14 protein-coding genes are annotated in these 13,294 nt (G+C 63.3%); 9 read left to right on the top strand and 5 right to left on the bottom strand.

Annotated elements, in window-relative coordinates; all coding sequences use genetic code 11:
- Positions 1–89 precede the first annotated feature (89 nt).
- On the top strand, positions 90–551 hold the full coding sequence (locus AC51GR_RS15840) for a Fur family transcriptional regulator (RefSeq protein WP_496325590.1): 462 nt from the start codon (positions 90–92) through the stop codon (positions 549–551).
- 52 nt (positions 552–603) lie between these two features.
- On the opposite strand, the gene AC51GR_RS15835 is transcribed toward AC51GR_RS15840, so the two are convergent.
- Together AC51GR_RS15835 and AC51GR_RS15830 are read right to left on the bottom strand one after the other, a co-directional pair.
- A complete protein-coding gene (locus AC51GR_RS15835) occupies positions 604–1,947 on the bottom strand; it encodes an ABC transporter substrate-binding protein (protein ID WP_496325879.1) in 1,344 nt (447 codons plus the stop codon).
- 241 nt (positions 1,948–2,188) lie between these two features.
- Positions 2,189–2,728 (bottom strand): hypothetical protein, encoded by a 540-nt coding sequence (locus AC51GR_RS15830; protein ID WP_496325589.1) that lies wholly within the window; start codon positions 2,726–2,728, stop codon positions 2,189–2,191.
- A 113-nt stretch (positions 2,729–2,841) separates the two neighbouring features.
- Here AC51GR_RS15830 and AC51GR_RS15825 point away from each other — a divergent pair, with 113 nt between their 5' ends.
- Positions 2,842–3,444, top strand: a complete 603-nt coding sequence (locus tag AC51GR_RS15825) for a TetR/AcrR family transcriptional regulator (protein ID WP_496325588.1) — start codon at positions 2,842–2,844, stop codon at positions 3,442–3,444.
- Between the two features lie 34 nt (positions 3,445–3,478).
- On the opposite strand, the gene AC51GR_RS15820 is transcribed toward AC51GR_RS15825, so the two are convergent.
- A complete protein-coding gene (locus tag AC51GR_RS15820) occupies positions 3,479–4,486 on the bottom strand; it encodes a LacI family DNA-binding transcriptional regulator (protein ID WP_496325587.1) in 1,008 nt (335 codons plus the stop codon).
- A 93-nt stretch (positions 4,487–4,579) separates the two neighbouring features.
- Between AC51GR_RS15820 and AC51GR_RS15815 the strand changes: the two genes are divergently transcribed.
- Together AC51GR_RS15815 and AC51GR_RS15810 are read left to right on the top strand one after the other, a co-directional pair.
- The gene (locus tag AC51GR_RS15815; RefSeq protein WP_496325586.1) at positions 4,580–5,995 is read left to right on the top strand and encodes a uracil-xanthine permease family protein; all 1,416 of its coding nucleotides are present in this window, start codon (positions 4,580–4,582) and stop codon (positions 5,993–5,995) included.
- Positions 5,996–6,032: 37 nt separating this feature from the next.
- Positions 6,033–6,620: a phosphoribosyltransferase family protein gene (locus AC51GR_RS15810; protein WP_496325585.1), complete on the top strand. Its 588-nt coding sequence runs from the start codon at positions 6,033–6,035 to the stop codon at positions 6,618–6,620.
- 51 nt (positions 6,621–6,671) lie between these two features.
- Here AC51GR_RS15810 and AC51GR_RS15805 read toward each other — a convergent pair whose 3' ends face one another.
- Both AC51GR_RS15805 and AC51GR_RS15800 read right to left on the bottom strand, forming a co-directional pair.
- Positions 6,672–7,817, bottom strand: a complete 1,146-nt coding sequence (locus tag AC51GR_RS15805) for an RNA polymerase sigma factor (RefSeq protein ID WP_496325584.1) — start codon at positions 7,815–7,817, stop codon at positions 6,672–6,674.
- Entirely contained in the window at positions 7,814–8,221 is a 408-nt protein-coding gene (locus AC51GR_RS15800; RefSeq protein ID WP_496325583.1) for a YciI family protein, read from the bottom strand. Before AC51GR_RS15800 ends, AC51GR_RS15805 begins: the two co-directional genes overlap by 4 nt.
- Positions 8,222–8,479: 258 nt before the next feature.
- Here AC51GR_RS15800 and AC51GR_RS15795 point away from each other — a divergent pair, with 258 nt between their 5' ends.
- The 5 genes from AC51GR_RS15795 (at position 8,480) to AC51GR_RS15775 (ending at position 13,261) form a co-directional block, all read left to right on the top strand.
- On the top strand, positions 8,480–9,265 hold the full coding sequence (locus AC51GR_RS15795) for an SDR family NAD(P)-dependent oxidoreductase (protein WP_496325878.1): 786 nt from the start codon (positions 8,480–8,482) through the stop codon (positions 9,263–9,265).
- 25 nt (positions 9,266–9,290) lie between these two features.
- A complete protein-coding gene (locus AC51GR_RS15790) occupies positions 9,291–10,094 on the top strand; it encodes an alpha/beta hydrolase (RefSeq protein ID WP_496325582.1) in 804 nt (267 codons plus the stop codon).
- A 165-nt stretch (positions 10,095–10,259) separates the two neighbouring features.
- Positions 10,260–11,222 carry a helix-turn-helix domain-containing protein gene (locus tag AC51GR_RS15785; protein ID WP_496325581.1) on the top strand — a complete coding sequence of 321 codons (963 nt, stop codon included), beginning with the start codon at positions 10,260–10,262 and terminating at the stop codon, positions 11,220–11,222.
- Entirely contained in the window at positions 11,219–12,199 is a 981-nt protein-coding gene (locus AC51GR_RS15780; protein WP_496325580.1) for a helix-turn-helix transcriptional regulator, read from the top strand. The genes AC51GR_RS15785 and AC51GR_RS15780 overlap by 4 nt, the downstream gene beginning before the upstream one ends.
- A gap of 33 nt (positions 12,200–12,232) precedes the next feature.
- The gene (locus AC51GR_RS15775) at positions 12,233–13,261 is read left to right on the top strand and encodes an oxygenase MpaB family protein (protein ID WP_496325579.1); all 1,029 of its coding nucleotides are present in this window, start codon (positions 12,233–12,235) and stop codon (positions 13,259–13,261) included.
- Positions 13,262–13,294: the final 33 nt, after the last annotated feature.

Below are 13,294 nucleotides of genomic sequence, written 5' to 3'. Positions count from 1 at the left end.
TGTTCCCGCACCATCTGGTGAGCACCCGCCGGTCGGTTGCCTGGACATGGATGGTTGGCAATGCGGGTATTCGGCGCGACACTGGACGTATGCCCGGTGCCGATATGACCAGCGACGTCGCGGTCGCCCAGGCGCGTGCGATCCTGCAACACCACAGATTGCGGTGTACTGCTCCCCGCGTGGCCGTGATGAGAATACTTGCGGCCGAACCCGCGGTCGGGCATCTGAGCGCACAGCAGATCGTTGAGCGCCTCACCGACCAAGGCGACCTCGTCGACCTGACGACGGTCTACCGCACGCTCACCACCATGGTCGAGGTCGGGATCCTGCACGCCCTCACCGTCGGTGACCGCGTCACCACCTACGGACTGGCCGAACAACCCCACCACCACGCGGTCTGTACCCGATGCGACGCCGTGATCGAAGTGCCCGCCGAGAACCTCTCCGAGGCCCTTGCCCGTGCCAGCGACGGCAGCCAATTCGTACTGCCGGCCACCGCGGGGCTGACCCTGCACGGACTGTGCCCGACCTGCCAGGACAAAGCGAAATAGGTATTCGGTGTCGACGAGTTGGCATCGACACCGAATACCCTTCTTGGGGAGCCTATTTCACGTCGGCCATGGTCTTCCCGACGTCGGCAAGGGTCATCGGCACCCCATAGTCCTGCGTGTACTTGTACGGCGGAGTATCGCATCGGTATTGACCGTTGTCAGGCTGGAAGTCGGGGGTCTCCCAACCCGACGATGTCGCCTTTTGTGCGTTGAAACACGGGGACGGCGGCGTGGGTTCGGCAAGATTCTGCGGCGCCGTCAATCCGCCGCCCGTCCAGGCAGTCTCGGACTTACCGGCGTTGTAGAGACACGTCCGGGTCAGCTCGTCACCGCAACTCGCCGCCGACTTGGCGAACAGCAACCAGGACGATATCGCCCGGATTGCCGGCAGCGTGAGCTCCGCATCGGGAGCGTATTTGGCGTAGAGCGCGAGCAGTTCCTTCATCGCCGGTTCCGTGCTGTTGAACGGGCTCACCCCGCTGAGGTCGACGTAGTTGTTCTGGTAATCGGCCGAGGAACCCAGCAGTTCGATGAACTGCTGTCCGTACGCGTTGTTGTTGGCGTCGATCCAGTCGAGCTTGTACTCCATGGCGGTCAAGACACTCTCGAGCTTGGCCAACTGCGTGAACTGACCGTAGAAGATCAGACCCTTGACGCCCTTGTTCTTCATGGCCTGGGCGTAAGGGGTCCAGTCCGAAATGCCCATCGCCGGATACAGGTCGTTGTAGACAAACGTTCCGCCCGCGGCCTCGGTGGACTCGACAGCCTGTTGCCCGATCGACTTCGTCAGCGGCGAATCGCCGTTGATGATCCCCACTGCATTCACCGACTCCGGATATGCCTCGTTCATCAGCCAGCTACGGAAAGCGAAGAACGGATCGTAGCCGGCAGTTGTGGCCGGCGAAGCAGCGATCTGCAGGTCAGAGCCGGTCGCCGCCGGTTGCACCGACTGCGCTACGAAGTCTGGCAAAGTGCAACCGAGGCGTTCCTTGACACCCAGGCCGTCCAACCCACTGCCGCCACCGACCAGGGCGAAGTCCTCACGGCAGGCCGCGATCATCTGCTGACGGGATTCCATCAGCTTGGCGTCGCGGGTGTTGGCGACAATCTTGCGACCATTGATACCGCCGAGGTCATTGCACCACGAGGTGAAGACCTTCGCCGCATTCACAAACTCTTCATTCTTGGTGAAACCCACATCCGAGAACACCCCTACCCGGATTTCGGTGTCGGTAACACCCTGCGTAGGTGAACCTTTCGCAGATCCCGACTGGCAGACATCGGTCAGGTCGCCGAAAGAACTCGAGGCAGATTCCGACGATGCCGAGCCCGCCTCGTCTCCCCCATCCTCACCATCACCTCCTCGGGAACCACAGCCGGCAAGCAGCACCACCATCGCTATCAGAGCGACGAGCAAACGATGTAGCTTCACAATTCTCTTCCTTCTTTCAAGGACATCGGCAGCCCGAGGCGTGCGATGCGTCCAGTCTTTTCGGCATCCGAAATAGGCCTGTCGTGCAGGGATGGTCGGACCTGGATCACAACTGGTGTCCCACAACAGAAACGGGGTTGTCGAGGATTCGCCGGCCGGTCGCCACAGTGGGGCATGGCGACCGGCCGACGCCGTTGGCCACTGCTCAGATGGTGACGTTTGCCTTGTCGAGGCAGCGATGCAGGGCATCGAGGTAGTCCGAGGTGCCCTGGAATGGACCGCTCACGCCGATCGCGACCTGGAGGAATGGACTGTATTCATCGTTGACGTGGGTCTCCCATCGCGTGACCTCACCATCGGCATTGGTGTTCACGAAACTGTATGAATAGAAGCCCATTCCGGTGCCGTCGGCGGTATGACCCTGCCACCTGGTCTTCATCACGAACCCGTCGGATGCCGGCCAGTACTTGAAGCTCGCCGGCTTCCAATCGGCGAAGGTCAACGAATACGCCTTGGCCTCCATGGTCGCGGCTTGTGCTGTGTCCGAGGGAAAGTCGCTCATCAGGAACTCTTGATCCCCGGTGAAATACGGTGAGGTGTACACCGCTTCGGGTGCGAATTTCCAGGCCTCGTGACCCTCGTCGTCGGTGTACTCTTCGCCTTCCTGCACGCCCTGACGAAGGTAGGCGTTGCTGTAGCTCTCCGCCATCCGGCCGTGATGAGCAATTCGTTCTTCGAGATTCATTCGGGTGTGCTCCGTTCATTCTCAGATGACAACCAATGTGCCGAGAGCCTCCGCAGTGACGGGGGTCACCTTCCGGCTGAAAGTGAAAGTAGCCGATCGGCTATCCTGGCGTGATGGTTTCAAGGAAACACGCATCCGAGGTGCACCTCGGATCGATCCCGCGCAGTGCGGCGCAGACGCGGATCATCACCGCTGCACTGGCGTTGTTCGCCGAACAGGGCGTCGGCGGAACGTCATTGCAGATGATCGCCGATTCCATCGGTGTGACCAAGGCGGCCGTCTATCACCAATTCAAGTCCAGGGACGACATCGTCCGCGCGGTCGCCGAGACCGGCCTGGCTCGGCTCGAAGTCGGACTCGAGGCCGCGCAGGGTCAGGAGAGTCGCGAACTCGCGCGCACGTATCTGATCAACGATCTGATCGATATCGTTGTCGAGCGCCGAGCCATGATGGCCATCCTCCAGCAAGACCCCGTGATGGCCCGATTCGTCTCAGAACATGAACCGTTTCGGCACCTGATAGAGGGCTTGTACGGGCTATTGGTCGATGACGATGCCGAGACAAATGCCGAGTCGCGGGTTCGCGTGGCGATGTTGTCGGCGGCCATCGGCGGCGCCCTCGCTCACCCGCTGGTCAAGGATCTTGATGACGAGATACTCAGATCCGAGCTTCGGCACCTCACCGGGCGACTTTTCGTTCGCACCGAGTCGCCCTAGGCAAGGCACGTATTCGGCAAATCTCTCGGCGTCTTCATCGGGTGGAGGCTCGCTCGACGAGTTGTGCAGGCACAATGCGTGTTACGGCCTCGTCGGGCTGTTGATCGGCGGCCAGCATCTCCACCAATTCGTGGCCCAGTCGTTCGGGGCCGAGGTCGAACGTTGTCAGCGGAATCGGACCGGTACGTGAGACATTGCTGTCGCTGGAGGTGACCACCTGGATGTCTGCCGGGATCGACAGACCTGCGTCGTTGATCGCCTGCAACGCAGGTTGCACCAGCGCTTCGACGAGGATGTACAGCGCATCAATCCGATCGGGCCCCTCGCAGGCCTGCCGCACCAGTCGATGACACTCGTCCCAGGTGGTCGACGGATGCAATTCCAGGACCTGTCCGGCACCGGCTGTCAGGGCCCGGAACGCCTGTGCATTGTCATGCATGTAGGACTGACCGGTGTTGGCGGATAACAACATCGGACGATACGACCGCGTTCGCGTGAACAACTCGACGACCTGGCGGCACTGCTCGGTCTTGTCGTTGTCGGCCCATCGTCCGCGATCGGGGTGCGCAAGATCGCGTCCCATGGTGACCGCGGCGATCCCGCCGTCGTCGAGACGTGCGAGCAGCGGATCGGACGGAAGGGGGTCGATGAGTACCGCACCGTCGAAAGGCATTCCATCCACACGTAATTCGATCGAGTCGCTCGGTAGCAGGACCGGATACCGGTTGTGCTCCCAGGCTGCACTGCAGACCGAATGGACGAGTCGGACGACGAACTCGAGGTCGTCCCACCGCCAGGTGCTCTGCGGCGGGACGCGATCGATCACGGCGATCAGCCCGGTCTTTCCCGATCGTAGGTTGGCTGCGCCCGGGTCCGGCCGGTAGCCGAGTTCGTCGGCGGCCTGCTTCACGCGAGTCCGCGTCGCTTCGCTGATGCGTCCGGTGCCGTTGAGTGCCAGGGACACCGTGCTCGCCGATACGCCCACATGCACCGCGACCTCACGGATGCCGACTCGTTTGGGTGATCGCCGAACGCTCGTCATTCACACCCCCTGCAGTCCGGAAGGCCACTTTACGGCACCCGTCGAGGCGCGAAACAAGGCCGTAACAGAACCGCTCTAACCTCCCCTTTCGTATTGGTAAATCGTTTGATCAACGTCCCGTTGGAGGGTTCGATGGAGCAGGTGCCGTTCAAGGCTGGTTTCGACGACCGTGTGCCGTGGCACCGTGCGTTCTTCTACGGCGGGCAGCACCTGTTGGCGCTCACCGGGCTGTGGGTGTTCCCGGCTTCGCTGGGTGCCGCGCTCGCGCTGGAGCAACGGGACGTGGCGTATGTGATCCAGGGTTGCTTCTTGCTGGCCGGACTCGTCACGGCCCTGTCGTCGTCGCGGATCCTGAAGCTCCCGATCGTTCAAGGACCCACCGCCGCGATCTTGGTCGCGCTCATCTCGATCGGTGCGACAGACGGACTGGACACCGCATTCGGCTCGATGTTTGTCGCCGGCCTGCTCTCATTGTTGTTGGCCATTCCCTTCAAGAGGCTCGGGATCTACGGGCACATAGCCAAATTCGTGGCAAATCCGATTGTGTTCGGAACCATGTTCCTCGTACTCGGCGCACAACTGGCCGGGATCGGGGTGGGCGGCTGGTTCGGTCAACAGGGTACGTCGAGCTACGGCTGGCCGAGCGTGTTCGTCGCGCTGGCCGGCCTCGTCACGGTCATTCTCTGTATGGCGCTCGGCGGTGGGACGATCATCAAACGCGGCGCCGTCGTCTGGGGTATCGCCGTCGGTACGGTGGTCGCCTGGATCACCGGTGTGTCCGATGTGCCCGACGTGTCCGGGTCGTCGATCATCGGAGCCCCTGAGCTCCTGCCCTTCGGGTTTTCTGTCTCGTGGGCCGGGGTGTTCCTGATGATGATCGGGTTCTTGCAGGCAGCGTCCGAATCCATGGGTGTCTACGGACTTCTCGGGCGATGGAGTGGCAAGCCCATCGACGTCGACCGCGCCAATCGTGGCCTCAGCGCCGAGTTCATCGGTTCGGCCGTCGGTGGCCTGTTCGGTGGTATCGGCACCACGTCGTATCCGGAGAACGCCGGAGTCCTGCGGATCACCGGCATCGCGTCCCGAATGGTGACCGCCGCAGCCGGCGTCCTGTGCATCGTCCTGGCGTGTATCCCGAAGTTCGCGATGTTCCTCGCCGGCCTTCCCGGCCCCGCACTGTCCGCCGCGGCCACCATCCTGTTCGGTGTGATCGCGTTCTCGGGAGTCCAGCAACTCGCCTCGGTCGAGTGGGACGATCTGAACATCCTTGTCGGAGCGGTGTGTTTCATCGTTCCGCTCGGATTGCAGTTCATGCCCGAAGATCTCGTCGCCGAATTGCCGGACGCGGCCTCGAGCGTACTGACCAGCCCGATGATGGTCAGCACGATCTTGCTTCTGACCGTCCATCCCCTTCTCAACGTCGGACTGCGACGCTTCCTCGAACGCCGACGGGCGCCGATCGAGCACACAACGGACCTCGACCCGCAGAACGTCGGGGCGAACCGGTGACGACAACCATCAATCAGACAGAAATGGGTCATCCAGCATGAGCGCAACGTCCTACCCCGCCCAGATCGGTAGTCAATCAGTCGATCTGCCGCTCATCGAGATCAACGACGAGCTGACCATCGCCCTGCTCATGACGATCGATCACGGTGTCGCCTTCAATGAGGTGGCCGGCCGTGAACTGGCAGATCTGCTTCGCGAGGCCAAGGTCGATCTGGTTGCATCCGCTGCGACACTGGGGATTCCGGTCGCGATCGAGGTCACCCGTGCCCTCGGGTTGGACGACTACCTCATCCTTCAGAAATCGAACAAGGTCCACCTGAGGGAAGCGCTCAGCGAACCGTTGAAGTCGATCACCAGTGACGGCCGCCAGCGCCTGCTTCTCGACCCCGCGCGGCTCGGTCAGCTCAACGGTGCCCGGGTGGCATTCGTCGACGACGTCATCTCGTCCGGCGCCTCGGTCCACGCAGCAATCACCTTGCTGGAGAGGGCCGGTGCCGAGGTGGCTGCGATCGGCGCACTGCTGACCGAGGGCGACCAATGGCGGGAGGTTCTGGGCCCGCGGGCAACCATGGTGCGGGCACTCGGCACGATTCCGACGTTTTCCGGCCCGGCCAACCCCACCTGAGCGCAGGTCATCGGACGTCGGCCGCTTCTCGTCTGGCGGTGTCCGAACTGATCAGGCTCGCAACAACTGTCGAACACGCGCGGCCTCGCGGGTCAGGTGGTCGCGTTCCGGCGCGCTTGTCGCGTGACGAGATGCCGCGGCATACAACTCCGCGGCAACCTCGAGGTCGCCTGCGCGTTCGTGCAGGTACGCCGATACCGCAGTGTGGCGAGGTAGTCCTGGATCGACCTCGGCGAGTGCAGCAAACCCGGCCTGGGGGCCATCGGACTCCCCCACCGCCACGGCCCGGTTGAGCCGGACCACCGGATTGTCGTTGATGTGCAGCAGTTCGTCATACCATTCGACGATCTGTACCCAGTCCGTCTCGGCGGTGCTTCGAGCATCGGCATGCAACGCGGCGATCGCGGCCTGGGCCTGGTATTCCCCGAGTCGGTCGCGTGAGAGCGTCTTCTGCAGTATCCAGACACCCTCGGTGATCATGGTTGTGTCCCAAAGATTTCGGTCCTGGTCAGTCAGAGGCACCAGACGGCCGCCGGGGCCGGTCCGGGATACGCGGCGAGCATGGTGGAGCAGCATGAGTGCAAGGAGCCCGGTGACCTCGGGTTCGTCGGTCAGGGCAACAACCTGTCGGGTGAGGCGAATGGCTTCGGTCGCAAGGTCGACGTCGCCGCTGTAGCCCTCGTTGAACACGAGGTAGAGCACCCGTAAGACGGTCCCGAGATCGCCGTGCTGGTCGAGCCGAAGACCGCTGATCCGCTTCTTGGCCCTGCTGATCCGTTGGGCCATGGTCGTTTCGGGCACCAGGTATGCCGACGCGATCTGGCGTGTGGTGAGCCCACCGACCGCTCGCAGCGTCAGGGCGACGGCCGCAGCCGTCGACAGCGAGGGGTGCGCACACAGGAAGTACAGCTGCAGCGTCTCGTCCGTTTCGGGTGCCGGACCGGGATCCGGCTCGATCTCGATGGCGAGTTCCCGGCCCCGCCGCGAACTCTCGGCGCGAGCAGCATCGAGAAACCTGCGCCACGCCACGGCCACCAGCCATGCCTTGGGGTCGCGCGGCGGGTCGTCCGGCCAGGATTCCAGAGCCCGGATCAATGCTTCCTGCACGGCATCCTCGGCCGACGCGAAGTCCGCCCCGCGTCGGACGAGGACACCGATCACCGCGGGCACCAGATCCCGCAGCAGGGATTCGTTCACTCGGTCACCGTGGGCGGGTGGCTCAGAAACGGCCGGACCTCGAGCCACTCGTGGATCGGTTTGCCACCGGCCCCGGGCGCCGCGGACAGTTCCCCGGCCAGTTCCACGGCGCGATCCCAGGAGGGAACATCGATGATCATCCAGCCGGCGATGAGGTCTTTGGTCTCGGCGAACGGACCATCGGTCACCGGTGGACGCCCCTCGCCGTCGGACCGCACGAACGCACCATCGGGCGCGAGTGCCTGTCCGTCCACATACTCACCAGATCCTTCCAGGCGGTCTGCGAAATCCTGCATGAACTTGATATGCGCGTCGACCTCATCCGGCGTCCACTGGTCCATCGGTACCGGGTCACCGACGGGAGTCGGGCCGCCTCGGTAGTGCTTCAGCAGCAGATATTTCATGGTGCTTCTCCTTCGTCGTCGCGGCACCTCCTGGCCGCTCGTATACCTGGGACGGAGCCACCACTCCATTCTCGACATCCGTCCGCCACGAAATGATCTGTTTCCATCAAGGGCTGCTCGTGCACGTCATCGGGTCTACCATTCGACGTGGATGTGGTCGTGCCGATATGGGTCGGGGTGCCCGGTCGATCGCCTGACGCCTCACCGCTGACGGTCCAGCGGGTTGCCTGCGGTGTCTGCGCCAACGATCGGATGCGGATGGATCTGGGTCTCTCAGGAAAGTTGGCGGTCGTCACCGGCGCCAGCAAAGGTATCGGGTTGGCGGTGACCACCGCGCTGACGGAGGAAGGCGCCCACGTAGTCGCTGGTTCACGGAGTCGGGGTCCCGATCTCGCCGGTCTGGAAGATGCGGGCCGCGTGACGTTCGTTCCGGTGGATCTGTCGACACCCGAAGGTCCGGTCGCGTTGATCGAGCAGGCCAAAGGACTTGGCGGTGTGGACATCCTCGTCAACAATGCCGGGGCGGTCACCCCGAGGCCGGCCGGGTTCGTGAGCGTGACCGACGACCAGTGGTACGAGTCCTGGACGCTGGGACTCATGTCAACCGTCCGGACCACGAGAGCTGCGATTCCTGAACTGCTCCGACGTGGCGGAGGAGCGATCGTGACTGTCAGCTCGGTCAACGCCTTTCTCCCCGATCCCGGAGTGGTGGACTACAGCGCGGTCAAGGCGGCCCTGACCAATGTGTGTAAATCACTCTCGAAAGAACTCGGTCCGCGGGGAATACGCGTCAACACGGTCAGCCCCGGACCGGTGTCCACCGGCCTGTGGCTCGGCGAGGGTGGCGTTGCGGAGACGATCGCCGCGGCCGGCGGCGGACAAGCCGATGAGGTGGCCAAAAGTGCAGCGGCGCAGTCGGTCACCGGACGGTTCACCACACCCGACGAGGTAGCCCACCTGGTGGTCTTCCTGGCCGGAACGGCATCTGGCAATGTGACCGGATCCGATTTCACCATCGACGGCGGCCTGATCCAGACGCTGTGAACACCCTCGACCGAACGGAACCGCAATGGCTGCACCGCAGAACAATCCCGTCGTGTTCATCCATGGTTTGTGGATTCATTCGAGCGCGTGGACACCGTGGATGACCCTGTTCGCCGAACGCGGCTACACCACCAGTGCGCCGGGCTGGCCGGGTGACGGCGCCACCGTGCAGGAAACCCGCACGATGCCCGAGAAAATGAACAACGTTGGCATACAGGACATCTACCAGAATTACGTGGACGTGATCGCCGCGCTAGACACCAAACCGATCGTCATCGGACACTCTTTCGGCGGGCTGATCGCTCAAGAACTCCTCGCGACCGACGTCGCCGCCGCTGCCGTCGCGATCGATCCGGCGCCGATCAAAGGGGTCAAGGCACTCCCCTTCTCGCAGCTGCGGTCCGGATTCCCGGTCCTGTCGAACCCGGCGAACAAGAAGAAGACGGTGACGTTGACGCCGAAACAGTTCAAGTACAGTTTCGGCAACACATTGACGCAAGAGGCTTCCGATGATCTGTTCGAGAAGTGGACGATTCCCGGGCCCGGCCGGCCACTGTTCGAAGACGCGACCGCCAACTTTCGACGGCACTCCCCGGCAGCAGTGGACACCCACAAAGCAGTGCGGGGGCCCTTGCTCCTGATCTCGGGCACCGCGGACCACACCGTCCCGGCGAAGGTGACCCGGGAAGTGCTCGCGCTGTACGCCGGTGGCGATTCGATCACCGAGTACCACGAGTTCGAGGGTCGCGGGCACTGCCTGACCATGGACGATGGCTGGGAAGAAGTCGCAGGCACGACACTGGCCTGGTTGAACGACAAAGGTTTCTGAGGCCCGGGTCGTCCGGTGATTCTCGGTCACGGATGGCCACTGAGCTCGGACAGCTGGGACCTCACAGCGCGGGAGGATCACAATCGGCGTACGGTGATTTCCAATCGTCGGTTCTGCGAGGTGATGCCCGTGGTCCCCGACTGTGTCGACCGAACGAGGTGAGGCATGCCGGTCATGTTTCGCTCATCCGAGCTTCCTGTGCACGAGCGAGCCGACGCCCTGAAGTCGATCTTTCTGGATCAGAGTTGGCCCCAGGATCTCGTGATCGGCGATCCGGCCGCTGCCGATGCCGTACTCGAGATGGCCGAGATCGGACAGACCAGTGTCTTCCAGGCGCACATCACCGGAATCACCTTGAGCCGCAAGCCAAAACAGATCCGGTCCGGACCCTCGGAGGTGCTGGCGCTGGCTCGACAGCGGCGGAGCGTTGGTCGACACGACCAGTTCGGTGTTCAGCGGGACGTGTATCCGGGTGAGTTGATGCTCATGGATATGAACGCGCCCTACTCATTCGGGTGGGACGGACCCGGTGCATCCCAGGCGCTGTACGTTCCGGTGGACCAACTCGGACTTCCGTACGAGGTGACCTCGGTGGCGGCCTCCCGCCTACCCGCCAGCCCGCTGTATGCACTGGTCGGCTCCCACATCTCCGAACTCGCCGCAGTTGGTGACGCACTGGCGGCCACTGCGGCGGCACCTGATGTCGACGAGTCCACCATCGAACTGACCCGCGCGATGCTGGCATCGGCCTACAACGCCGATTACGCGCGCGGCATGATGGCCGAGGTGCTGCTGCCGCGAATCCGCGGGTACGTACGTCGACACCTCTCCGACTCGTCGCTCTGCCCGGACAAGATCGCGCGGGCCCACGACATCTCCACCCGAAAACTGTTCCGGCTCTGCGAAGACGCCGACTTCAGCCTCGAGCAGTGGATCATCACCAGCCGTCTCGAGGGCAGCCATGACGAACTGGCGCGTCCGGAAACCCGCAACGTCCCTGTTGCAACCATGGCCCGACGCTGGGGATTCACCAACCCGTCCTATTTCACCCGACGCTTCCGGGAAAAGTACGGCCTCACCCCACGCGCGTGGCGGGACATCGCCGCCTGTGACGACGAGAGCCGATGACACCCCCGCCGCATACGGTCACCGCGGACGGTTGTGGTGCCGCGCCACACCTCGTCGTGACCCGGACTCATCACGGTCGTGGCGACACCTCTGTGCAGAGTTGGGTCCTGGGCGACGGGGTCTGGTTGATGAACCTCCGCTTTTCCGGGCTTTCGGTGTCCTGTCCCCGTCGGCACCGCGCAGATCCACTGAGCCGAGTGCTCACCTTGGCCGTCCTCGAACCCGGTGGGTGGACCCTGTCCAGAGACCAGGCCGGTTCCGAGCAGCGATCCGGTCGACCCACACTGGTGGGTCTCGACCAGTCGAGCGCCTTCGACTTCCGCGGACAAGGACCGGGGGCGGCGATCGCGGTTCACATCAACCATGCACGGTTGGCCCTCTCGATCGAGACCGTCCGACGCGGTCTCGACAACCTCCATTCCGGAGTCCCGCTGTATTCGCTCGTGTCGGACCACATCCGGCAACTCGGAGCCGTTGCGGCCAGTGATCCGCATCTGCTCGGCACACTGAACAACTCCACCGTCGGTATCGTCCGGTCCCTGCTGATCAGCGCAGCAGACCTCGTCCGAGCCAACTGTGCTGACGACGACCTGATCACCAGAATCGAGCGTCATATCGACGAACACCTCGACCACCGGGATCTCTGCGCCGACGCCATCGCCGCCGCTCACAACATCTCTGTGCGTCAGCTCTACAAGAACTGGCCGCAGACGCACGGCACCCTGGCCGGATACATCGCCTCACGCCGCCTGGAGCAAGCTCGGGCGTCGCTGCTGAGCCACCGGCATCTGACCATCACCGCGATCGCACGGAAGCACGGATTCACCCACGCCACGCACTTCGCCCAACTGTTCAGAGCGGCGTACGGAGTCACGCCGTCCGGATGGCGACGCGCCAACCGGCCACTGTCCGGGGCAACTCTGATCCCCCCACTCGGGCTGCCGACGAGGATCAGTATCGGCGCGGGCGATCCTTGACTCTCGATTGAGACAAATCTACACTTTCGTCTCATGACAGACCTGCCGAACGCCCCTTCGGACGAGGCTGATAATTCAACCAGCGTCGACGCGACGGTTCTCCGTGCCGACGACTACGAGCCGCTCGGCCCGGACTCGCTCACCTGGCAGATCTGGGGCACATGGACGGGCATGTTCACCGGACTGTGGGCCGGTTCGATGCAGAACATGCACCCCAAGTTGGGCGCGGCGGTCTGGGAACACTCCGACTTCTTCGGCGAACGCTGGCAGCGCTTGATGCGCTCGCTCTACCCGATCAGCGGAGTGGTGTTCGACGGCGGAACGCAGACCGGACGCGAAGTTCGCGACTATCACCGAGACATCAAGGGCCGCATGGATGATGGCGGCCGCTATCACGCACTCGATCCCGATGTCTTCTACTGGGCGCACGCCACCTTCTGGTACGGCAACATCCGTTTGTGCGAGCGCTTCGGGCCGTGGCTGACAGAAGACCAGAAGCGGCAGCTCTTTGAAGAATCCAAGGCCTGGTACGCGATGTACGGCGTCTCGATGCGCCCCGTCCCCGATACGTACGAAGACTTTCTCGAGTATTGGGATCACATGTGCCGCAATGAACTCCGTGATCATCCGGCAGTTCGGACGGTGCTCGACATCGGACAGCTGCCGCCACCCCCCTTTCTCCGGTTCATCCCGGTCGCCTTCTGGGAGCGGTTCATCTCCCCGGGCAATCAGCGATTCTTCATGTGGATGACCACCGGCTTCTACGACGAGCCGATCCGCGAGATGCTCGGCCTGACATGGTCCGAGCGAGACGAGAAGCTCTTCACTCTCTTCGGCAAAGGGGTGAATCTGGTGATGCACCGATTGCTTCCCCAGCGACCCAGGCGTCATCCGCGTCCACGCGACGCCTGGGATCGGGTCAACGGCCGAGTCGCGAAGGACGCACCGCTGGTGGAGACACCCGAACGCAACTTGCCGTCTGCCTCAGAACGCGACAACCCCATGCACTACTGCCCGGTTCACGCCGCACGACGCGCGACCTATCCCCTACGCGTGAACTGATCGGCCGGACCGGGGTACGCCCGGGTCGGCGTC

The sequence above is a fragment of the Williamsia sp. z71 genome, from assembly GCF_059553375.1.
This window is presented reverse-complemented; position numbering and strand designations above follow the sequence as displayed.

What these genes read in the sequence shown, in the direction of transcription:
- AC51GR_RS15835 (WP_496325879.1), bottom strand. Translation starts at nt 1,947, where the DNA reads ATGGTGGTGCTGCTTGCCGGCTGTGGTTCCCGAGGAGGTGATGGTGAG.
- AC51GR_RS15800 (WP_496325583.1), bottom strand. Translation starts at nt 8,221, where the DNA reads ATGAAATATCTGCTGCTGAAGCACTACCGAGGCGGCCCGACTCCCGTC.
- AC51GR_RS15840 (WP_496325590.1), top strand. Translation starts at nt 90, where the DNA reads ATGCCCGGTGCCGATATGACCAGCGACGTCGCGGTCGCCCAGGCGCGT.
- AC51GR_RS15830 (WP_496325589.1), bottom strand. Translation starts at nt 2,728, where the DNA reads ATGAATCTCGAAGAACGAATTGCTCATCACGGCCGGATGGCGGAGAGC.
- AC51GR_RS15825 (WP_496325588.1), top strand. Translation starts at nt 2,842, where the DNA reads ATGGTTTCAAGGAAACACGCATCCGAGGTGCACCTCGGATCGATCCCG.
- AC51GR_RS15785 (WP_496325581.1), top strand. Translation starts at nt 10,260, where the DNA reads ATGCCGGTCATGTTTCGCTCATCCGAGCTTCCTGTGCACGAGCGAGCC.
- AC51GR_RS15810 (WP_496325585.1), top strand. Translation starts at nt 6,033, where the DNA reads ATGAGCGCAACGTCCTACCCCGCCCAGATCGGTAGTCAATCAGTCGAT.
- AC51GR_RS15820 (WP_496325587.1), bottom strand. Translation starts at nt 4,486, where the DNA reads ATGACGAGCGTTCGGCGATCACCCAAACGAGTCGGCATCCGTGAGGTC.
- AC51GR_RS15790 (WP_496325582.1), top strand. Translation starts at nt 9,291, where the DNA reads ATGGCTGCACCGCAGAACAATCCCGTCGTGTTCATCCATGGTTTGTGG.
- AC51GR_RS15795 (WP_496325878.1), top strand. Translation starts at nt 8,480, where the DNA reads ATGGATCTGGGTCTCTCAGGAAAGTTGGCGGTCGTCACCGGCGCCAGC.
- AC51GR_RS15780 (WP_496325580.1), top strand. Translation starts at nt 11,219, where the DNA reads ATGACACCCCCGCCGCATACGGTCACCGCGGACGGTTGTGGTGCCGCG.
- AC51GR_RS15775 (WP_496325579.1), top strand. Translation starts at nt 12,233, where the DNA reads ATGACAGACCTGCCGAACGCCCCTTCGGACGAGGCTGATAATTCAACC.